Origin of the sequence: Flavobacterium frigoritolerans (assembly GCF_025847275.1) — a bacterium.
GTDB classification, from domain to species: Bacteria; Bacteroidota; Bacteroidia; order Flavobacteriales; family Flavobacteriaceae; genus Flavobacterium; species Flavobacterium frigoritolerans.
The window spans coordinates 122,116-143,766 of the sequence record NZ_JAOZEV010000011.1; the positions used below are offsets into that span (position 1 = coordinate 122,116).

The 21,651-nt window shown below is 33.6% G+C and carries 20 protein-coding genes; 16 read left to right on the top strand and 4 right to left on the bottom strand.

Annotated features, from left to right (window positions below):
• Positions 1-123: 123 nt before the first annotated feature.
• From OIU80_RS14315 to OIU80_RS14375, 13 genes are all read left to right on the top strand, one after another.
• Positions 124-585, top strand: coding sequence for a DinB family protein (locus OIU80_RS14315; protein WP_264287673.1), 462 nt, complete (start codon positions 124-126; stop codon positions 583-585).
• A gap of 16 nt (positions 586-601) precedes the next feature.
• A complete protein-coding gene (locus OIU80_RS14320; RefSeq protein WP_264287674.1) occupies positions 602-1,060 on the top strand; it encodes a YciI family protein in 459 nt (152 codons plus the stop codon).
• 8 nt (positions 1,061-1,068) lie between these two features.
• Positions 1,069-1,644, top strand: coding sequence for a sugar O-acetyltransferase (locus OIU80_RS14325; protein WP_264287675.1), 576 nt, complete (start codon positions 1,069-1,071; stop codon positions 1,642-1,644).
• Positions 1,644-2,033 (top strand): SMU1112c/YaeR family gloxylase I-like metalloprotein, encoded by a 390-nt coding sequence (gene gloA2 / locus OIU80_RS14330; RefSeq protein ID WP_264287676.1) that lies wholly within the window; start codon positions 1,644-1,646, stop codon positions 2,031-2,033. Before OIU80_RS14325 ends, gloA2 begins: the two co-directional genes overlap by 1 nt.
• 117 nt (positions 2,034-2,150) lie before the next feature.
• A complete protein-coding gene (locus tag OIU80_RS14335; RefSeq protein ID WP_264287677.1) occupies positions 2,151-3,428 on the top strand; it encodes a chloride channel protein in 1,278 nt (425 codons plus the stop codon).
• Between the two features lie 8 nt (positions 3,429-3,436).
• Positions 3,437-4,054 (top strand): HPP family protein, encoded by a 618-nt coding sequence (locus tag OIU80_RS14340; protein ID WP_264287678.1) that lies wholly within the window; start codon positions 3,437-3,439, stop codon positions 4,052-4,054.
• 75 nt (positions 4,055-4,129) lie between these two features.
• Positions 4,130-4,582, top strand: a complete 453-nt coding sequence (locus OIU80_RS14345) for a LexA family protein (protein ID WP_264287679.1) — start codon at positions 4,130-4,132, stop codon at positions 4,580-4,582.
• Between the two features lie 117 nt (positions 4,583-4,699).
• Entirely contained in the window at positions 4,700-5,959 is a 1,260-nt protein-coding gene (locus OIU80_RS14350; RefSeq protein ID WP_264287680.1) for a Y-family DNA polymerase, read from the top strand.
• A gap of 185 nt (positions 5,960-6,144) precedes the next feature.
• Positions 6,145-6,513 carry a hypothetical protein gene (locus tag OIU80_RS14355; protein WP_264287681.1) on the top strand — a complete coding sequence of 123 codons (369 nt, stop codon included), beginning with the start codon at positions 6,145-6,147 and terminating at the stop codon, positions 6,511-6,513.
• Between the two features lie 122 nt (positions 6,514-6,635).
• Complete coding sequence (locus OIU80_RS14360) at positions 6,636-7,496, top strand: DUF3347 domain-containing protein (protein WP_264287682.1); 861 nt, start codon at positions 6,636-6,638, stop codon at positions 7,494-7,496.
• Positions 7,496-8,056 carry an AraC family transcriptional regulator gene (locus OIU80_RS14365; RefSeq protein ID WP_264287683.1) on the top strand — a complete coding sequence of 187 codons (561 nt, stop codon included), beginning with the start codon at positions 7,496-7,498 and terminating at the stop codon, positions 8,054-8,056. The genes OIU80_RS14360 and OIU80_RS14365 overlap by 1 nt, the downstream gene beginning before the upstream one ends.
• Before the next feature lie 88 nt (positions 8,057-8,144).
• Positions 8,145-10,883, top strand: a complete 2,739-nt coding sequence (locus OIU80_RS14370; protein ID WP_264287684.1) for a heavy metal translocating P-type ATPase — start codon at positions 8,145-8,147, stop codon at positions 10,881-10,883.
• A gap of 9 nt (positions 10,884-10,892) precedes the next feature.
• On the top strand, positions 10,893-13,148 hold the full coding sequence (locus tag OIU80_RS14375) for a multicopper oxidase domain-containing protein (RefSeq protein ID WP_264287685.1): 2,256 nt from the start codon (positions 10,893-10,895) through the stop codon (positions 13,146-13,148).
• A gap of 194 nt (positions 13,149-13,342) precedes the next feature.
• Here the strand turns inward: OIU80_RS14375 and OIU80_RS14380 are convergent, their stop codons facing one another.
• Complete coding sequence (locus tag OIU80_RS14380; RefSeq protein ID WP_264287686.1) at positions 13,343-14,392, bottom strand: AMP-binding protein; 1,050 nt, start codon at positions 14,390-14,392, stop codon at positions 13,343-13,345.
• A gap of 32 nt (positions 14,393-14,424) precedes the next feature.
• Positions 14,425-15,348: a CPBP family intramembrane glutamic endopeptidase gene (locus tag OIU80_RS14385; RefSeq protein ID WP_264287687.1), complete on the bottom strand. Its 924-nt coding sequence runs from the start codon at positions 15,346-15,348 to the stop codon at positions 14,425-14,427.
• Positions 15,349-15,457: 109 nt separating this feature from the next.
• On the opposite strand from OIU80_RS14385, the gene arsC reads away from it, so the two are divergent.
• A complete protein-coding gene (gene arsC, locus OIU80_RS14390; RefSeq protein ID WP_264287688.1) occupies positions 15,458-15,808 on the top strand; it encodes an arsenate reductase (glutaredoxin) in 351 nt (116 codons plus the stop codon).
• A gap of 89 nt (positions 15,809-15,897) precedes the next feature.
• The gene (locus OIU80_RS14395; protein WP_264287689.1) at positions 15,898-18,345 is read left to right on the top strand and encodes an outer membrane beta-barrel family protein; all 2,448 of its coding nucleotides are present in this window, start codon (positions 15,898-15,900) and stop codon (positions 18,343-18,345) included.
• A 69-nt stretch (positions 18,346-18,414) separates the two neighbouring features.
• On the opposite strand, the gene OIU80_RS14400 is transcribed toward OIU80_RS14395, so the two are convergent.
• Positions 18,415-18,579, bottom strand: a complete 165-nt coding sequence (locus OIU80_RS14400) for a hypothetical protein (RefSeq protein WP_035621077.1) — start codon at positions 18,577-18,579, stop codon at positions 18,415-18,417.
• A 281-nt stretch (positions 18,580-18,860) separates the two neighbouring features.
• On the opposite strand from OIU80_RS14400, the gene fumC reads away from it, so the two are divergent.
• Entirely contained in the window at positions 18,861-20,258 is a 1,398-nt protein-coding gene (fumC, locus tag OIU80_RS14405; protein ID WP_264287690.1) for a class II fumarate hydratase, read from the top strand.
• A 176-nt stretch (positions 20,259-20,434) separates the two neighbouring features.
• Here fumC and OIU80_RS14410 read toward each other — a convergent pair whose 3' ends face one another.
• Positions 20,435-21,637 (bottom strand): NAD(P)-dependent oxidoreductase, encoded by a 1,203-nt coding sequence (locus OIU80_RS14410; RefSeq protein WP_264287691.1) that lies wholly within the window; start codon positions 21,635-21,637, stop codon positions 20,435-20,437.
• Positions 21,638-21,651 lie beyond the last annotated feature (14 nt).

The following is a 21,651-nucleotide window of genomic DNA, read 5'->3' on the forward strand; positions in this document are numbered from 1 at the left end:
AGACAAATATATTTTGTTAATTTTAACATTAAAATAGTATGTGACCCAATTGTAGAATTTTGAGGATGAGTTGTAAATTACTTATTTGTATCTTAGCTTCTGCATTTCAAAAAACGATTTATTATGTCAGAAAATAAAAGAATTTCGAACCTATATCAGTCAATTTATAATGGAAATCCTTGGCTAGAAGTCACTTTAGCAAATACTTTAAAAGATGTAAATGCAGAACAGGCTTACAGGAAAATAAATCCTAATTTAAACACGATTTGGGAAATTGTCAATCATCTTATTCAATGGAGAAGAAACATTTTAAAACGTGTTCAGGGAGAAGTAATAACAACTCCTGACCATAATTACTTTGTGCCAATTTTAGATCCATCCGAAGCTGCTTGGGAGCAATCACTTCAAAGTCTGGAAAAATCACAAGAATTATGGAATTCATTTTTAGAGGAGTTCGATGATGCCGATTTAAATAAAATATATGTCAATAATAATCATACCTATTATGAACATATTCATGGAATCATTCAGCATGACGTTTATCACTTAGGTCAAATCGTTATTCTTAAAAAAATGCTTAATTAAGCTATAAAACAACTATATGAAAAAATCAATAGTATTGCTCGTATTTTTATTTATGAATGTTATCGTATTTTCGCAGGAAACTGATGTTAAGTTTGATGAAAATTTAGCAAAATCGCTAAATGCAGACGATTACGGAATGAAGAAATACGTTTTCTGTCTTCTGAAATCGGGAACAAATACAACGGCTACAAAAGAAGAAACCAAAAAATTATTTGAAAGACATATGGCTAATATTGGCAAATTAGCCAAAGAAGGCAAATTAGTTGTTGCTGGGCCTTTTATGAAGAACGATAAAAATTATAGAGGAATTTATGTTTTTAATGTAGCAACTATTGATGAGGCAAAAGTACTTGTAGCAACAGATCCGGCAATAAGTGCCAATTTGCTTGAAGCCGAATTAATACCTTGGTACGCAAGTGCAGCTTTGCAGGAAACATTAAAAATTCATGAAAAAATCGCCAAGAAAAAAATGTAATACTATTTATGAAAACTGAAAAAGAAAAAATGATTGCTGGAGATTACTATTTAGCAGGTGATCCAATTTTAGTAAAAGAACGTAGAAAAGCTAAAAATTTATTGCATCGTTTAAATGTAACCGAATACCGCGTAACTAAAAAAGCCAAACTAATCTTAGAAGAATTAATCCCCAATACAGGAAAGAGTTTTTATATAGAACCGCCATTTCATTGTGATTACGGATATAATATAACTTGTGGTGATAATGTTTATTTTAATGTAAACTGCGTTGTTTTAGATTGTGCTCCAGTAAATATTGGGTCGAATGTGTTTTTTGCTCCTAATGTTCAAATTTATACGGCTACACATCCGCTTGACGCTGAATTAAGAAAAACACTCGAAAATGCGTTGCCAATTTCTATAGGAGATGATTGTTGGATTGGAGGAAACTCAGTAATATGTCCAGGAGTAACTATTGGTAAAGGTTGCGTAATAGGAGCAGGGTCGGTTGTAACAAAAGACATTCCTGATAATTCGCTTGCAGTTGGAAATCCAGCTAAAGTGATTAGAAAATTAAATCAAGAACCAGAAAATAATAACTAATGCTTTCATTAAATAAAGTTCATCATATTGCTATTATTTGCAGTGATTACGACAAGTCTAAATTATTTTACACAGAGATTTTAGGTTTAACTATAATTAGAGAAATTTACCGCGAAGAGCGTCAGTCATACAAACTTGATTTGGCTTTAAACGGAGAGTATATTGTCGAGTTGTTTTCGTTTCCAAATCCACCAGCACGAACTTCCAGACCAGAAGCAGCTGGTATGCGTCATTTGGCTTTTGAGGTGTCAAATTTAGATGAGGTAGTGTCATTTCTGATGTCAAAAAAAATCGATTGTGAAGCAATTCGAGTGGATGAATTTACAGGCAAACAATTTACTTTTATAGCAGATCCAGATGATTTACCAATAGAATTTTACGAAAGGTAATTTTCTTACTTTACTGTTAAAAAAATGCAATATTGCTATAATTTAAAATGATTATGGTTCTATTTCTCTAAATTTGCAAACCACTTATAAAAAGTGAGTTTAAACTTCAACCTTCTGATGAACAAAACGGCGAAAATCAAAAAGAATCATCAATTTATTAAACTTCGAAAATTAGTTATTGTCTCTGTTTTAATTGGTTTTCTCTCGGCATTTTTAGGGATTTCTCTCAAGAAAATAACAGAGTATTACGAAGAAATATTTTTTCATCAAGCTACAGTAAATCCAATTTTTTATGTTGTTTTCCCCGTTTTTGGGCTTTCGATAATTTATTTTCTGCGTCAGTATTTATTCAAGAAAAAAGAAAATAAAGGAATCAAAGAAGTTTTTGAAAGTACACAATCGAAGTCTAAAAATTTACCTAATTATAAAATTCCATCGCACTTTATTAATGGTTTATTAACGGTTATTTTTGGAGGATCAACAGGAATCGAAGTTTCTACAGTTGTAGCAACAGCAACTATTGGTTCAGTAGCACAACAAAAAGAAAATGTTTTTCGTCAGTACAAAACCGAATTAATTTGCGCAGGAGTTGCAGCGGGAGTTACAGCATTATTTAGTAGTCCGATTGCGGGAATTTTATTTGCAATCGAAGTAATTTCAAGAAAAGTAACACGTGCATTTATAATTTCAAATTTAATTGCAGTTTCTATAGCTTTCGGATTAATTACGATTTTAAATGAAGGACCATTATTTGCAGTAACAATTACAACTTGGCATTTAAAAGCGATTCCGTATTTTATACTTTTAGGTATTTTGGCAGGAATCAACTCGGTTTATTTAACCCGTTGCGTATTGTTTTTTAAAGGTCAGTTCTCAAAGATAGAAACACATTATTATAAAATCATTTTGGGTTCGATAGTATTGAGCGTTTCTCTATTTGTATTTCCGCAACTTTATGGAGAAGGATATCATGCTATAAATGGAATTTTTAGCAATTCGGCTATTCCGTTAACGCTTACATTAACTTTTACATTTATCGGAATTTTACTTTTAAAACCTATTGTAACCTCTATAACATTAGCTTCTGGTGGCGATGGCGGTGTTTTTGCACCAAGTCTTTTTATAGGAGCTTTTTTAGGATTACTGTTAGCATCAGTTTTAAATACCTTTTTTAATGCACAGGTAATTCCATTAAATTTTATGGTAATTGGTATGGCAGCCGTTTTAAGTGCTAGTATTCATGCGCCATTTACAGCAATTTTTCTGGTTTGTGGACTAACGAATGATTATACATTATTTTTACCAATATTAGTCGTTTGCTTGATTTCTAAGTACACGGCAAAAATGATTTATCCACATACTGTTTATACATTTTTACCAAGCATATCAAAATAAAATAATTTATGGGGGGTGTTACCAAAATAAAAAGAGGCTACCGCAAAACAAGATACATACTTTATAAAGAAACTTTAGTCAATTCCAAAGAGATATTTTGGTCTTTCTTAGGTTCGTTTGTGGGGATCGGAATAATCGCTTATACACAAACCCAACATTTTACAGGATCCGATTTAGTGTACTTAATTGGTTCGTTTGGAGCTTCGAGTGTTTTGGTTTATGGAGAAGTTCGAAGTCCGTTTTCACAACCCCGTAACCTTGTAGGAGGTCATGTTATTTCAGCATTTATAGGTGTTACAGTGCAACTATTAGCACCAGATATTGTCTGGATTACAGCACCATTAGCGGTATCACTTTCTATTGTTTGTATGCAAGTAACCAAAACATTGCATCCGCCAGGAGGAGCAACGGCACTTATTGCAGTTACAGGTTCTAGCCAGCTAAAAGACTTAGGATATTGGTACGTTATATCGCCAGTATTAACAGGAGTCTTAATATTGCTTATAGTAGCTTTGGTATTTAATAATCTTACCTCATACCGTAAATACCCAAGTCATAATAAATACCATAATACGTATCATAAATTCAGAAGAAGATTAAGCAAGAAAATATCTCCAAATAATTAAAGAACGTACCCGTTGATAACTATTTAGTGTTAAATAGTAACAGCGAAAATATAACTTCCGTAATTTTGTAAAACTATGAAATTACGAAGTTTAAATAACGACGATACACCCCTAGAATTTTACATTCCGGATTACTCATCAAAATTAGAAATTCCTTTTTTTGATGTAGGAATTAGCGCGGGATTTCCATCTCCTGCCGATGATTTTATCGAGTTAACAATAGATCTCAACAAAGAATTTATTAAAAATAAAGACACTACTTTTTTTGCCAAAGTAAAAGGGCATTCTATGAAAGATGTTGGAATAAATGATGGCGATTTGTTGATTATAGATAAAAGTCTGGAACCTCAAAATAACAAAATTGCAGTTTGTCAAGTCGATGGTAAATTTACAGTGAAACGTATTAAAATAGAAAAAGATACTGTTTGGCTTATTGCCGAAAACGAAGATTATGAACCTATAAAAGTTACATCAGAAAATGAACTTTTAATTTGGGGGATTGTGGTTCATTCGATAAAATCTTTTTAATTAGAGCTAAAAAAAAGAAATCTCAGCAATCTAGGAATCGTAGAGGTGCACCGCAGTGCGTCTCAACACAAGGAAAAACACAAGTTTATAGATAAACATAATCTCAAATAATATAAGATGTTTGCTTTAGTCGATTGTAATAATTTTTATGCCTCTTGCCAAAGGGTATTTGAGCCACATTTGATAGGAAAACCTGTTGTTATCCTTTCTAATAATGATGGTTGTGTTATTGCGCGTTCTGATGAAGCTAAATTGGCAGGAGTTCCGATGGGAGCACCAGCATTTAAATTTGAAGCACTGTTTAAAGAAAAGAATATTTATGTGTATTCTTCTAATTATGCTCTGTACGGAGATATGAGTAATCGGGTAATGAATATGCTTAGAACCTATACTCCCGATATCGAATTATATAGTATTGATGAAGCTTTCTTGAAATTTACAGGTTTTGAATTATTTGATTTGAATGAATTAGGACTCGACATACGAAAAAAGATTACAAAAGGTACTGGAATTCCTGTGAGTATTGGATTTGCTCCAACGAAAGCTTTGGCAAAAGTGGCCAATAAAATCGCCAGAAAATTTTCTGAACGAACTCAAAATGTTTACACGATAGATACGGACGAGAAAAGAATCAAAGCCTTAAAGTGGACAAAAATTGAAGATGTTTGGGGAATAGGTAGAAAGCATGCCAAACGTCTGAAACAAAAAAATATCTTGACAGCATATCAATTTACGCAATTATCAGATGCTTGGGTACGCAAAGAAATGGCAGTGGTTGGACTTCGACTAAAACATGATTTAGAAGGAAAACCAACACTTGATTTAGAAGGGCCTCGAAGTAAAAAAATGATTGCAACCACCCGTTCATTCGAAACTAAATATGCAACTTACGATGAAATTTCAGAACGAGTAAGCACTTTTACAGCTTCGTGTGCTGAGAAATTGAGAAGACAGAACTGTCATTGTAATATGGTAACTGTTTTTATCCAGACGAATTATTTGGCAAACGATCAATCACAATATTCCCGTAGTATTACTATAAATACAGATTTTCCAACGAACTCAACAATCGAGTTAAATCAAGCAGCTCAAAAAGGATTAAAGGAGATTTATAAAGCTGGATATTCATATAAAAGAGCAGGAGTTGTTGTTATGGGCTTAACGCCAAATGATGAAACGCAACTTAATTTGTTTAATACTTCCAATCCAAAGCATCAGCCATTGATGAGTGTTATCGATAAAATGAATTTGAGTTATGGAGATAACAAAATTAAATTTGGAGTACAATCATTAGGGCGACAATGGAAAATGAAACAGGATAGATTATCTCCAAAATTCTCTACAAAGCTTAAAGATGTTATCACGATTGAAGTGTGATTTTTGTTAGTTACTAATTGCACTAATCTTTACTAATTGTTTTGTGTTTATCTTGTATTGTCTAAAAAAATGGAACGCGGATGACGCGGATTCGCGTTCCATTCATTTAAGTTCCATTTTCACAGCAACCACATAATTTTACCATTAAAAAAAATATGTTGTATCTTTGAATTTCAAAATTTTAGATGATTTCAAAAACGCACATATTCTTCTTTGTTTTCTTGTTAGGTCTCTTTTTGATACCAATGCAGGCGGGAGCGTGTAGTATGAAATCTGAAAAAAAGAAACATGCAACCGAAAAATCACAAACAAAATCAACTGATGATTGTTGTGGTTCAAATTCAAATAAAAAGGGTAAAGATGGTTGTGGTGATAAATGCAATCATTCCAATTGCCGTTGTGTTACAGTTATTTCAATGCTTACTTCCGAAAAATGGAATGAAATCACATTAAAATGTTTTAATTTTTCGAATAAAGAAGAATCTTTTTATCTTCATACAGCCAATTTATCTTCAGGCTTTTATACGATTTGGTCTCCACCAAAGATAAGCTAAAAGTTTTCTGTGATAGCCATAAGTGCGTCTACTAGAAAATGTTAACTTTAGATATTCAAAAAAAATCAATATTAAATAACGTATAAGAGTTTACGAATTCTGGATACATAAATCATATAAAAATGAAATCAATAAAAACTTTATTGGTAGCAGTCGTTGCATTGCTATCATTCACAGCATGTGATGCAAAAATAAAAAATGCAAAAACCGAAACAGTAAAAATATTTGGTAACTGCGAGATGTGTAAAAAAACAATTGAGAAAGCAGGAAATTTAAAAAACATTGCCGAAGTAGATTGGAGTGAAAACACTAAAATGGCAACGCTTACTTATGATGCAGTCAAAACAAATAAAGAGGAGATCTTAAAGCGTATCGCGCTAGCAGGATATGACAGCAATGAATTTTTAGCGCCAAATGATGCTTATGCAAAACTACCTGAATGTTGCCAATATGAGCGAAATAACAAAAAAACGGCAATGGTTCCTGCTGAGAAAATGAATCATGAGATGCATTCAAACCACAATATGACTTCTTCGGATGTTGATCTAAAAGAGAATGCTTTAAACCCAGTTTTTGAGGTTTATTTCGGAATCAAAGATGCATTGGTTAAAACCGATGGGGCTACAGCTTCGGCAAAAGCCAAAACATTAGTAACTGCTATTAATGGAGTGAAAATGGAAAGTTTACCAACGGATGTTCATATGGTTTGGATGAAAGTTTTAAAAAGCTTAAAAGATGATGCAGAACATATTGCTGGTAGTAAAGATGCAACACACCAAAGAGACTATTTTGGGACATTATCTAAAAACGTATATGCATTATTAAAAGTTTCAAAAGAAGAAACACCAACATATTATCAGTTTTGCCCAATGGCAAATAATGGCAAAGGAGCCAACTGGTTGAGTAAAGAAAGCGCAATAAAAAATCCATATTATGGATCGAAAATGCTGAGCTGTGGTAGTACTGTAGAAACTATCAAATAATGAAGTTATACATTAAAAACATGGTTTGCAGCCGCTGCAAAATGGTCGTGAAATCAGAGTTGGAAAAACTCGGACTTCATCCTGTTGCAGTTGAACTAGGAGAAGTAGAAATTCAAGAAGCAACAATTGATTCTTTAAAAGAAGATTTGGTAGAAGTCTTGAATTCTTTGGGTTTTGAACTTATAGATGATAAAAAAAGCAAAATTATCGAGAAAGCAAAAACCTTGATTATCGAGTTGGTTCATTATAAAAACAATGACCTCAGTACCAATTTATCTCATTATTTATCGACAAATTTACAACACGACTACAATTCGTTAAGTAATCTTTTTACGGAAGTAGAAGGGACAACTATTGAAAAATATTTTATCTCCCAGAAAATAGAAAAGGTAAAAGAACTGCTTATATACGACGAGTTAAGCTTAAGCGAAATTGCATTTCAGCTCCAATATAGTAGTGTGGCACATTTGAGTAATCAATTTAAAAAAGTAACAGGGTTTTCTCCAAGTTATTATAAACAGTTGAAAGACAAGAAGCGAAAACAAATAGAGGATTTGTAAATCTTATAAATCATAACCAAAATTGTACAAGCCTATAGAGGCATTATTTTAGAACTTTGTTAAAATAATTTTTTAAAAATATATAGCAATGACTCATACTTATACAATCACGGGAATGACTTGCGATGGATGTCGTACTAAAGTAGAAAAAACATTAAATAGCCTTGAAGGAATTCAGGCAAGTGTTACTTTGGATCCTCCATTAGCAACGATTACGATGGAAAAACATATTCCGACGGAGCAACTGCAAGCAGCATTAACTGCGGTTGGAAAGTACACTATTGAAATGGCTATGAATCATGGACACGAAAAACCAACAGAGAAATCATGTTGTAGTACCGATGGACATAATCATGAAGATAAAAAAGAAACGGAACTGCATAATCATACAGGAGGTAAATATTATTGCCCGATGCATTGTGAGGGCGATAAAATGTATGATAAAGCAGGAGATTGTCCTGTATGTGGGATGCATTTGGTACAAGAGCCAATAGCTGCAGCAGTTCAGGTTCCATCGCACGAAAAACCAGTGGAAAAATCTTGCTGTAGTACAGATGGACATAAACATGATCATAAAAAAGTAGCCGTGCCACATAATCATGCAGGAGGTAAATACTATTGTCCGATGCATTGTGAGGGTGATAAAATGTATGATAAAGCAGGAGATTGCCCTGTATGCGGAATGGACTTAATACAAGAACCAGCAGCTATCCAAGTACAGCAATATACTTGCCCGATGCACTCAGAAGTTATAACCAATGGACCAGGTTCATGCCCAATTTGTGGAATGGATCTAGTGCCAATGGAACCAACCGATACAGAAGAGAACAAGGTGTATAAAGAGTTATTGCGAAAAATGAAAATTGCAATACTCTTTACGGTTCCTATCTTCTTTATTGCGATGATAGAAATGGTACATGATAATCCCTTACTAAAAATAATGGATGTTGGGAAATGGAATTGGGTGCAATTGCTTTTTTCGCTTCCGGTAATTTTTTATGCAGGTTGGATGTTTTTTGTTCGCGGATGGAAATCTATCGTAACTTGGAATTTAAATATGTTTACCCTCATCGCGATTGGTACAGGGATGGCATTTTTGTTTAGTATAGTAGGAATGTTTTTCCCAGATATATTTCCAGAAGAATTTAAATCAGGACACGGAACAATTCACCTTTATTTTGAAGCAGCAACAGTAATTATTACATTGGTTTTATTAGGGCAATTGCTAGAAGCAAGAGCACATAGTCAGACTAGCGGAGCAATAAAAGAATTACTAAAATTAGCTCCAACAGAAGCCACGCTGGTAATTGACGGGGTAGATAAAGTAATTGCTATTCATGATATTAAAAAAGGAGATTTATTACGAGTAAAACCCGGAGATAAAATTCCTGTAGATGGAAAAATTACCGATGGCGAAAGTACGATAGACGAGTCTATGATTACTGGGGAGCCAATTCCTGTAGATAAAAAAGTAGGCGATGTAGTGTCTTCAGGAACTATAAACGGAAATAAATCATTTGTTATGATTGCCGAGAAAGTAGGTTCGGAAACCTTGCTTTCGCAAATTATACAAATGGTAAATAATGCAAGTCGCTCCAGAGCACCAATCCAGAAATTAGCCGATAGTATTGCTAAATATTTTGTACCAATTGTTGTTGTTATTTCGATATTTACTTTCTTCATTTGGGCAAAATTTGGACCAGAGCCAGCAATGGTTTACGGATTTATTAATGCGATTGCAGTATTAATAATTGCTTGTCCGTGTGCATTAGGTTTGGCCACGCCAATGTCGGTAATGGTAGGAGTTGGAAAAGGCGCACAATCCGGGATTCTGATAAAAAATGCAGAAGCTTTAGAGAACATGAATAAAGTAAATGTTCTGATTACTGATAAAACGGGAACAATTACTGAAGGCAAACCTTCGGTGGAGAAAATTGTTGCACTACAATACTCAGAGGACGAATTGTTACAATATATAGCATCTTTAAATCAATATAGCGAACACCCTTTGGCAGAAGCCGTAGTGAAATTTGCAAAAGCTAAAAATGTTTCTTTGATAAAAGTCGATGATTTTGAGAACATCGCTGGGAAAGGAGTTATTGGAACTGCTATTGATAAAAAAGTTGCATTAGGGAATAAAAAATTAATGGACCAAGTAGGAGCAATTGTTTCTGGAGCAATTGAAGAAAAAATTATTACCGAACAAAAACTAGGGAAAACAGTTTCGTACATCGCAGTAAATAAAAATGTAGTAGGATTTGTAACGATAACCGATGCTATAAAAGCGACGAGTGCAGCAGCTATAAAAGAATTAATGCGTCAAGGAGTTGAAGTAATAATGCTTACGGGAGATAATATAAATACAGCAAAAGCGGTTGCCGACGAATTGCATTTAACCTCTTTTCAAGCAGGTTGTTTACCAGAAGACAAATTAAAAGTAATTGAGAAATTACAAGCCGAAGGAAAAATTGTTGCTATGGCGGGCGATGGAATAAACGATGCGCCAGCTCTGGCACAATCGGATATCGGGATTGCAATGGGAACAGGAACAGATGTTGCGATAGAAAGCGCCAAGATAACTTTGGTAAAAGGAGATTTGCAAGGCATCGTAAAAGCAAAAAATCTGAGTCACGCAGTAATGAGCAACATCAAACAAAATTTATTCTTTGCTTTTATATATAATGTCTTAGGCGTGCCTGTTGCTGCGGGAGTTTTATATCCGTTCTTCGGAATATTGCTTTCTCCTATGATTGCTGCTTTGGCAATGAGTTTTAGTTCTGTATCCGTTATTGTGAATGCATTGCGATTAAGAAGTTTAAAACTTTAAAACTAAAAGATGAAAATTTATCCGATACTTATACTATTGCTTTTTGCGATAAGCACAACCGCACAAAAAATTGTGAGGTATGATTTATATGTAAAAGATACGTTGGTAAATTTTACAGGAAAACCCAAAAGAGCTATTGCTGTTAATGGACAAATCCCGATGCCAACACTCACTTTTACTGAAGGAGATATTGCAGAAATCCATGTGCATAATCAGTTAAAAGAAGGTACATCTTTGCATTGGCACGGAATCTTTTTGCCTAATCAGGAAGATGGCGTTCCTTTCCTTACACAAATGCCAATAAAACCAGGAGAAACACATGTGTATAAATTTCCAGTTATCCAAAACGGAACACATTGGTATCATAGCCATAGCGGAATGCAAGAGCAAATCGGAATGTATGGCTCTTTGATAATGAAGAAGAAAACGGATGACCCTGAGTTTAGAAAAGGAATTGATGATTTGCCTACAATTCCTGTTATGCTAAGCGAATGGACAGATTATAATCCGGATAATGTGCATAGAATGTTGCATAATGCTTCGGATTGGTTTGCGATTAAAAAAGGAACAACCCAAAGTTATACCGAAGCCATAAAAGCAGGTCATTTTAAAACCAAAGTCAACAACGAATGGAAACGTATGATGGCAATGGATGTAAGTGATGTGTATTATGATGCATTTTTAATTAACGGAAAAAAAGAAAATGAATTTTCCCAACTATTTAAGGCGGGAGATAAAGTACGGTTGAGAATTTCTAACGGAGGAGCTTCGTCTTATTTCTGGTTAACTTACGCAGGAGGAAAAATTACGGTTGTAGCCAATGATGGAAATGACGTAGTTCCTGTTGAGGTAGACCGACTTATTATTGGCGTATCCGAAACCTATGACGTTGTGGTAACAATTCCTGCTGATGATACTGCATTTGAGTTTTTGGCAACACCAGAAGATCGAACCAAATCGACTTCGATTTATTTAGGAAAAGGAATAAAACAATTGACAAGTCCTTTGCCAAAACTCGATTATTTCGAAGGAATGAAAATGATGAACGGCATGATGAATATGGACGGAACCATGAACGAAATGGGAATGGGGATGAGTTTACAAAAGATGGACATGAATGCCGTAATGTATCCCGAGATAACAGGAAGTGGATCTAAAGAAATGAAACATACTCCCGAAGAACCAATGAAAATGGTCGATGGAGAAAAAATGGATCATTCAAATCATAAGACGGAAGCTAGTTCTACAGATATTGTAACACTAAATTACAGCATGCTTAAATCTCCAACGGTAACAACATTGCCGAAAGATGCACCAGTTAGAGAATTACGCTTTGAGTTAACAGGAAACATGAATCGGTATTTGTGGAGTATGGATAATAAAGTATTATCGGAGTCGGATAAGATTTTGATTAAAAAAGGAGAAACGTTACGAATCGTATTGTACAATAATTCGATGATGCGCCACCCGATGCATTTACACGGGCATGACTTTAGAGTATTAAACGGACAAGGTGAATATTCGCCATTAAAAAATGTATTGGATATTATGCCAATGGAAACTGATACAATAGAGTTTAGTGCAAATGCCGATGGAGATTGGTTTTTTCATTGCCACATTTTATATCATATGATGGCAGGGATGAATCGTGTTTTTAGTTATGAAAATTCAGCACCAAATCCGTTACTGCCAGATAAAGAATGGGCATATAGACAATTGCAAAAAGAAAGTAATATGAGCCACGTTATGGCAGAGAATGATTTTGCAACCAATGGGAATGATGGTAGAGCGATGGTGCAAAATGCACGTTGGAGTTTTGGTACCGAGTGGAGGTTAGGATATAACAATATGCATGGATATGAAACCGAAACACATATAGGGCGATATATTGGCAAGAATCAATGGTTCATGCCCTTTATAGGATTTGATTGGCGTTATAGAAAATTTGGACATGATGAGGTCGAGAAGAATGTTTTCGGACAAAAGAATACGAAAGACAACCGATCAGTACTGAGTATTGGTGCCGATTATACATTACCTTGGTTGGTTATCGCTCAAGCCGAAGTTTTTACAGATGGAAAATTCAGGATGCAATTATCCCGAGAAGACATTCCGATTTCGCCAAGAATACGAATGGCTTTTATGGTAAATACAGATAAAGAATATATGGGAGGTTTAAAATATATTTTGACTAAGAACTCCGGAATTTCTACACATTATGATAGTGATATGGGTTGGGGATTCGGATTGACGCTTAATTATTAACCTCAGCTAGATATTTTAACCTTGTAGGTATTTGTTTTGTGTAAAAGTGAAATGTAAAAAGTTAAAAGCTAATCTGTATTGTAAAAGAAAACCATATAAGTCATGTAAGTCCATTTAAGTTTTTAAAACTTATATTTTCTTGTATAACTTATATGGTTAAACTAAAATTTGATTTTTATTAATTGATTCTTGGATTACAAATTATACAGATAACTTTTCTTGCGAATGATTTTTCCGTTTTCGGTTTCTTTAAATTTAGGAACAAAAATAACCTCTTTCGGTTTTTGATATTTATCCAGATTGTCAAAGATTACGTTATCAATAGGATGTTTTTCACCTTCGATAACCAAAACTAATTTTTCACCAAGAGCAGTATCAGGAACACCAATTACAAAATAGCGGGCATTTATTTTCCCAGAAAGTTTTTCTTCAATCTGTTCAGGAATTAATTTTATTCCGCCACTATTAATCACGTTATCAATTCTTCCTAAAAAAACAAACTGATGGTCGTTTACCAACTCTACAATATCATTGGTAACAATTGTTTCGCTAGAAATTGTTGGTGCATTTATGACGAGACAATTTCTATCATCTTGTGATATCTGTACATGAGGTAAAACCGTAAACGCTTTTTCGCCAACTTGCTTAGCGGCAATATGCGTAATAGTTTCGGTCATACCGTAAGTTTCGTACACTTTTGTTTTTAATTTGGATACACTTTTTATAAGCGTAGCATCCATTGCAGCACCACCTACAATAAGTTTTTTTACATTTTTAAGCTCAGGTAATGAGTTTTGAACCTGTAAAGGAACCATCGCTACAAAATCATATTTGGTAGTGTTGTTTGTGAGAGGATGAAGGCTGGGCGCAACAAAATCAACATCCAATCCTAGAATTAGACTCCTTACAATCATCATTTTTCCAGCAATATATTGGGTAGGTAAACAATGTAATGCTTTATTTCCAGGATGTAAATCAAAGAAATCACCCGTTGCAAGAGCCGACTCAATCATGGCTTGCTTTTGTAGCTGAATTACCTTTGGAGCTCCAGTAGTACCTGAAGTTGTTATCTCGATATAGGATTTATTATCAAACCAATCCAGAATAAATTCCCCAATAGCTCTTTCGTAAGCTTCTCCTTCTTTTACGAAGCTATAGGCTATTTTAGACAAGTCTTCCCCATTAAAATGATCTCCATTTAATTTGAAGAAATTGTGGACGTTTTTATATGTTATTTTTGACATTTGAGTTTGGTTATAGTTTAATTGTTTCGGACTTAGTTTTTAATAACGATTTCACCAGTTAATTTTTCTTTCCAATTTGTCCAGTTGTATTTTTTGCTAAAAATAAGCAGCATGATAGGATAAATGATGAGTACAGGTAAAATAACATCAATGCTAGCTGAGGGATCAGAAATGTCTTTAAAAATAGCATGTGTTTGGAATACTGACCAATCGGAGGTAACCAATAGCGCCCCCACTAAATTATTAGCAGCATGAAAACCAAGTGCCAGTTCTATGCCTTCATCCATTAAAGTAATAATTCCTAAAAATAATCCTGTACCGATATAATATACCATAATGATATATCCCATCTTAGAAACTTCAGGATTAAAAATATGCATTACTCCAAATACAATAGAAGTCATTAGTAACGGAAACCATTTATTTTTAGCCAAATTTGCAAATCCCTGCATTAAATAACCACGAAAAACATATTCTTCGGTGGTGGTTTGAATAGGAATTAAAAGAGTAGCAATTATAAATAAAATGGCAAACGGAATAGGTTTAAAATTAATGACAAAATCTTCGGGGTTTAGATAATAAAATAAAACAGTTATTACAGCTGTAAAAGCTCCCCAAAGTGCAAATGAAAACAAGATGCGGTTCCAATCTACTTTTGGTCTGGATGTAGTAACCGATAAAACAGTCTGATGATGTATATAACGTACTACAAAGTAAATTCCTGCCAAAGCAAATACAAACGAAATCAAGATAAGGAACAAGGTTACGTTAGATTCAAACATTTCCATTATACCAGTTTCACTAGTTGGATATGGAGTTTTATTAACAATAGTTTGATATAGTATGGCAAGCGTAAGCGGAATTTGCCCAACAAATGATGCTGTTATTATAAAAACAGAACCTAGTAAATATTTCCAAAATTTGTTTTCGTTTTTAATTCCTTGTTCTAGAAACATGTATTTAAATTTAAAATAGTACTTCGATTTATTGCATAAATCTTATTTTTGCTTGCACTAATTTACCTTTTTTTATTTCAAATAGCTTAACTTCTTTAAAAAAATAAAAATGATACAAATATATCACAACCCACGTTGCGGAAAATCAAGAAATTGTCTGGCTTTTATCGAAAACACAAAACAAGACTTTGAGATAATCCCTTATCTTACCGATACTCCTTCATTTGATGCATTGACAGAATTGCTTCAAAAATTAAATTTAAAACCAATAGAATTAGTTAGAACTAAAGAAAAAATCTGGACAGATAATTTCAAAAATAAAACAATGACTGATGCCGAAATTATACAGGCAATGGTTGATAATCCTATTTTAATTGAAAGACCAATTGTTGTTAAAGATGGAAAAGCTATTATAGGAAGAGATTTAGAACAGGTAAGACCTTTTTTAGAAACATTATAAAGAAGGTTGTTAACAATTTTTTGTGATTTTTCGTTTTAAACCTACAGTTACATTTGCAGTCTAAATGCCAAATAGAAACTCCCAAAAAAATGAAAAAAAATCAATTAATCATCATGCTTGTATCCCTTTTTACAAGTATGCTCAGTTTTGCCCAGCAACCTGAATCACAAAGACCAAAAGTAAAAGTTACTGGTGAAATTGTCGAAAAAACAACAAATCAACCACTTGAGTATGCTACAATTACTTTGATAAATACCAAAAATCCCAAAGCACTTGCAGGAGGAATTACCAATAATAAAGGAGAATTTAGTGTAGACGCTGCACCAGGTGTTTATGATATTAAAATTGAGTTTATTTCATTTAAGGTAATCGAAATCAAACAAAAAGAAATTACAGAGAACATCAATTTAGGTGAATTTGCTTTATCAGAAGATGCAAATCAGCTTAACGAAGTTGTAGTTCGTGCAGAAAAATCTACAGTCGAAATTAAACTGGACAAAAAAGTATATAACGTAGGTCAGGATATGATTGTAAAGGGCGGAACGGTGAGTGATGTTCTAGACAATGTACCTTCAGTTTCTGTTGATACAGAAGGGAATGTAAGTTTAAGAGGAAGTGATAATATTCGAATTTTAATTGACGGAAGACCATCAAATGCTATAAATGTTGCCGAAGCATTACGACAAATCCCAGCCGACGCAATAGATAAAGTTGAGGTAATAACAAATCCATCAGCACGTTATGATGCCGAAGGAGGTTCGGGATTAATAAATATTATTCTTAAAAAAGGAAAAAATCAAGGACTTAACGGAACTTTTATCGCATCAACAGGAATTCCAGAAACGTATGGAGTAAGTGCAAATGCAAATTATAAAACCGAAAAACTAAACTATTTCACTACAGCTGGATATAACTACAGAACAAATGAAGGAGGAGGTTTAACTAATTCACAATATTTTAATCCTGACGGGACTCCTAAAAGTTTTTTAGATGAAACTAGAGATACTGAACGAATTAGAAAAAATTTTAACGGAAGAGCAGGAGTAGAATGGGTAATTAATCCAACAACATTCTGGACAAATGCTATAAATTACCAGAAGAATTCAGGAGACGACATAGATTTAATCAATTATAATGAATTTGATGCTAATCGTAATTTTACAAAAGCAACATACCGTTTGAATGATGGTGTTGCAGCTAGTGAAAATGTAGAGTACACATCAAATTTGATAAAAAACTTCAATGATAAAGGGCATAAACTTACTGTAGATGCATCGATTTCACGAAATACCGATGATAATAATAGTATAATTACAGGAACTCAGGGAAAGAATAATACATTAAACAATCAGGTTCAAAAGCAAGTACTATTGCAAGCAGACTATGTGCTCCCAATAAGTGAAGGAAGTAGGTTTGAAGCTGGTTATAAAGGAAGTTTCGGAGATCTAAATAATGAATATTTTGTTTTAGATGGGGTAGGTGATAGAATAAATAGTTTATCAAATACTTTAGAATATAAAGAAAACATAAATGCATTTTACACACAATTTGGGGCTAAAATTAAGAACACTAAATTTTCATACCTTTTAGGATTGCGTTGGGAAGATACTGATATTCAGGTTAATTTATTAGATACAAAAGAATTCAATACTAAAAAATACAATAACTTGTTTCCAAGTGCATTTGTTAGTTATGAAATATCAGATCAAAGTAACTTTACAGCTAGTTACAGCAAGCGTTTATCAAGACCAAGAGGACGTTTTATGAACCCAGCGTCAAATTACTCAAGTAATATCAATATTTTTCAAGGGAATCCCGATTTAGATCCGTCACTAACAGATAAATATGATATCGGATATATTAAGCGTTGGGATAAAGTTACTTTTAATACTTCAGCTTATTTTGAAGATACAAAAGATGTGTTTTCTTTTGTGCGATCTCCAACAGGTAGATTTGAAAACGGAATCCCAGTTATTTTGAGTAAACCTATTAACTTAGGAAAAGAGCAAAAATTTGGTTTCGAATTTACGCTTAATTATACACCATTTAAATGGTGGAGAATAAACAGTAACTTTAATCTTTACAACGTACAAACTACGGGTGAGCACAGTTATATAGATGAAAATGATGTTGTTGTTACACAAAATCTTGATAACAAAGCAAATTCTTGGTATGCGAGAATCAATTCAAAATTAACTTTACCATATAAAATCGATTGGCAGTTAACAGGAATGTACAATGGAGAACAAAAAACGGCTCAAGGTAAAAGCTTAGCTATGTTTGGTATGAATACAGCTTTTAGCAAAGACATTCTTAAAGACAAAGCAACAGTAGCATTTAATATAAGTGACATTTTTAACTCAAGAATAATGAAGTCATATACTTATTTTGAGAATCAAACTTCATATGGAGAAATGCAATTTCGCAAGCGACAGTTTAATCTTTCATTTACTTACAGATTCAATAAACCTAAAAATGAAAGAGAAAAAGGATCTAGGGGTGATAATAACGATGGAGGAGGAGAATATCCTGGATAAGGAATATAATAAATAAAAAAAAGGACTCGTGAAAACGGGTCCTTTTTTTATGTAGTAATCAAATTAATTTTAAATTGATTGCTCTTTCTTTGCTTTTCTTTCTTTATACATTTCCCATAAAGCTCCGCCAATCCAATATTGAACGAAACCTACAAGAAAAAACATTAACCAAAACCCTATAGTTAGAATGGTTAAGAAAAGTAAAAAGCCTAAATACTGTGAAAATTCAAACATGTTTTCCGGAATTTTTGAATGTAGGCACAAATGTATGCCTAATATTTTTTCTTACCAATAAAAAACTAAATCAATTTTTATAAAATAGTAATTATCCGTATTTTTGAGGTCAATTTAAAATGAATATGCCTAGAATATGTTTCTGGAGCTATTTCCAGCTGTCCGCTATATCTTTTTTGGTCTAAAAAGCCCCAAAAAAAGGATGCCGCTTCCATCTGGGCTAGAGAGTAGCATGATTAAATATTAGATTTTTATATAATAACACACATAAATACACTAAAATGAAATTTAGAATAGAAAAAGACACCATGGGAGAGGTGCAAGTTCCAGCAGAAAAATATTGGGGTGCACAAACAGAACGTTCTCGTAATAATTTTAAAATTGGAGCATCAGCATCAATGCCGAAAGAAATCGTAGAAGGATTTGCTTACTTAAAAAAAGCAGCTGCTTTTGCAAATCATGATTTGGGTGTTTTACCTGTTGAAAAAAGAGACGCAATTGCTGCAGTATGTGACGAAATATTAGCAGGTAAACTAGATGATCAATTTCCATTGGTAATCTGGCAGACAGGTTCAGGTACACAAAGTAATATGAACGTAAATGAAGTAATTGCTAATCGTGCACAAGTTCTTAAAGGATTTGAAATCGGAGAAGGAGAGCAGTTTATAAAAGCGAATGATGATGTAAACAAATCTCAATCATCAAATGATACTTTTCCAACAGGAATGCACATTGCTGCTTACAAAGCAGTAGTAGAAATCACAATTCCAGGAGTTGAAAAATTAAGAGATACACTTCATGCAAAAGCTGTAGAATATAAAAATGTTGTAAAGATTGGGCGTACGCACCTTATGGATGCAACACCGCTTACTTTGGGGCAAGAACTTTCAGGATATGCAGCTCAATTAACTTATGGCTTAAAAGCAGTTAAAAACACCTTAGCACACTTATCAGAAGTAGCTTTAGGAGGAACAGCAGTAGGAACAGGATTAAACACACCAGCAGGATATGATGTAAAAGTTGCTGAGTATATTGCAAAATTCACAGGACATCCATTTGTAACAGCCGAGAATAAATTTGAAGCACTTGCAGCTCACGATGCAATTGTTGAATCTCACGGTGCATTAAAACAATTGGCAGTTTCATTAAATAAAATTGCAAATGACGTTCGTATGTTAGCTTCAGGGCCACGTTCTGGAATTGGAGAAATTATTATTCCAGAAAACGAACCAGGTTCATCTATTATGCCAGGGAAAGTAAATCCAACACAATGTGAAGCATTAACAATGGTTTGTGCTCAGGTTATGGGGAATGATGTTGCGATTTCAGTAGGAGGAATGCAAGGGCATTACGAATTAAATGTTTTTAAACCAGTAATGGCAGCAAACTTCTTACAATCGGCACGTTTATTAGGAGATGCTTGCGTTTCATTCGATGAGCATTGTGCACAAGGAATTGAGCCAAACTACAAACGTATTAAAGAATTAGTAGATAATTCATTAATGCTTGTTACAGCATTAAATACCAAAATTGGATATTACAAATCGGCAGAAATAGCTCAAACAGCACATAAAAACGGAACAACTCTAAAAGAAGAAGCAGTTCGTTTAGGATATGTAACACCAGAAGATTTTGATGCTTGGGTAAAACCAGAAGATATGGTTGGAAGCCTTAAATAATTATAAAATGTTAATTATGAATTGTTAATTTGTAGCAATTCGTAATAAATAAAAACCCTGCAATGAAAATTGCAGGGTTTTCTTTTTTTGTCACTCTGAGCGGAGTCGAAGAGCGGAATATTATTCTCTTCGAGCGGAGTCAAAGGATAATTATCAATTATCAAAACAATTAATAATTATTTCCCGTCTACATAATCTTGTAAATAACTAAAACGTGGCGTTAGCTTACCGTTTTCTGTTATTTTGGCTCTGTGTAGAATTCCATCTTTATCACCGTTAAAAAAGGCAGGAATTACGTGCTCCATAAAAAGTTCTCCAAAGCCTTCGCTGGCGTCTTTTGGGATTTCGCAAGGCAAATTATCTACAGCCATTACTACAATTGCAGCAGGATGAAAAACATCTACTTCTTTGTTCTCTCCGGGAAAATAACCATACAAAGGTTCTTCGATTGTTGATGAACGAAGAGTGCAGGCAATAGGCCCGTTTACATCGCATGAAATATCGGCAACGACTTTTATTTTGCAATCTTTAGATTGAAGCATTTCTCTAGTCAAAATCACTGGCGCTGCATTTGCATGAAAATGTCCAGTAAAATAAACATCAGTTACTTTGGTGAATTTTTCAAAATCAGAAACGTATTCCTGAGGATGTTCGTAAAAATCGGTATAATCTAAAAGTTGACCATCTTTACGTTTGTTATAATCCAAAACATCAAGTTGAACATAAACAGCCTGACTGTAATTTTTTGTTAGGTAATTATCAATTGTTACCTCTTTTATTTTAATAGCATCAAGGATTTCTTTAGCTCCCGTACCAACTTTACCAGTACCAGTAATTACAAACTTTAATGGAGGAAGAGTAATACGTTTTAAATGAGTAATTAGCGCCTCTTTGCCAGATAAGGTTTCAGCTTTAGGTAACTTGAACAATTCAAATTTAATTCCGAAAGCACGAATACCGTTGTATACACCAACGATACCAGCGTATTTACCAAATCCAATTAATCTCTGATTATGAGAGTTCACAATGGTTTCGTGATCGTATAATTCAATATTTTTTGCTAAAATAGCTTGTAATAATTTTCGATTATAGGGCTGTTTCTTTATAGTGTGTGAAAAGAAAAAATAAGCCTTGTCTGAAATTAAATTTTCGATAGGAACTTCTTTTACTCCAAATAATACATCACAATCCGAAACATCGTTGGTAACAGTTATTCCCAAGCTTTTGTACTGAATGTCAGTAAAAATTCGAATGTCTGAACTTTCTACAGCTACAGTAGCTTCGTGATAAAGTTGCTTAAGTCGAGCCAGTTCATTAGGAGCAAATACAACCCTTCTGTCTGGTGGGTTTTTTCTTTCTTTTATAATTCCAAATTTCATTTATTGCTGTTTAA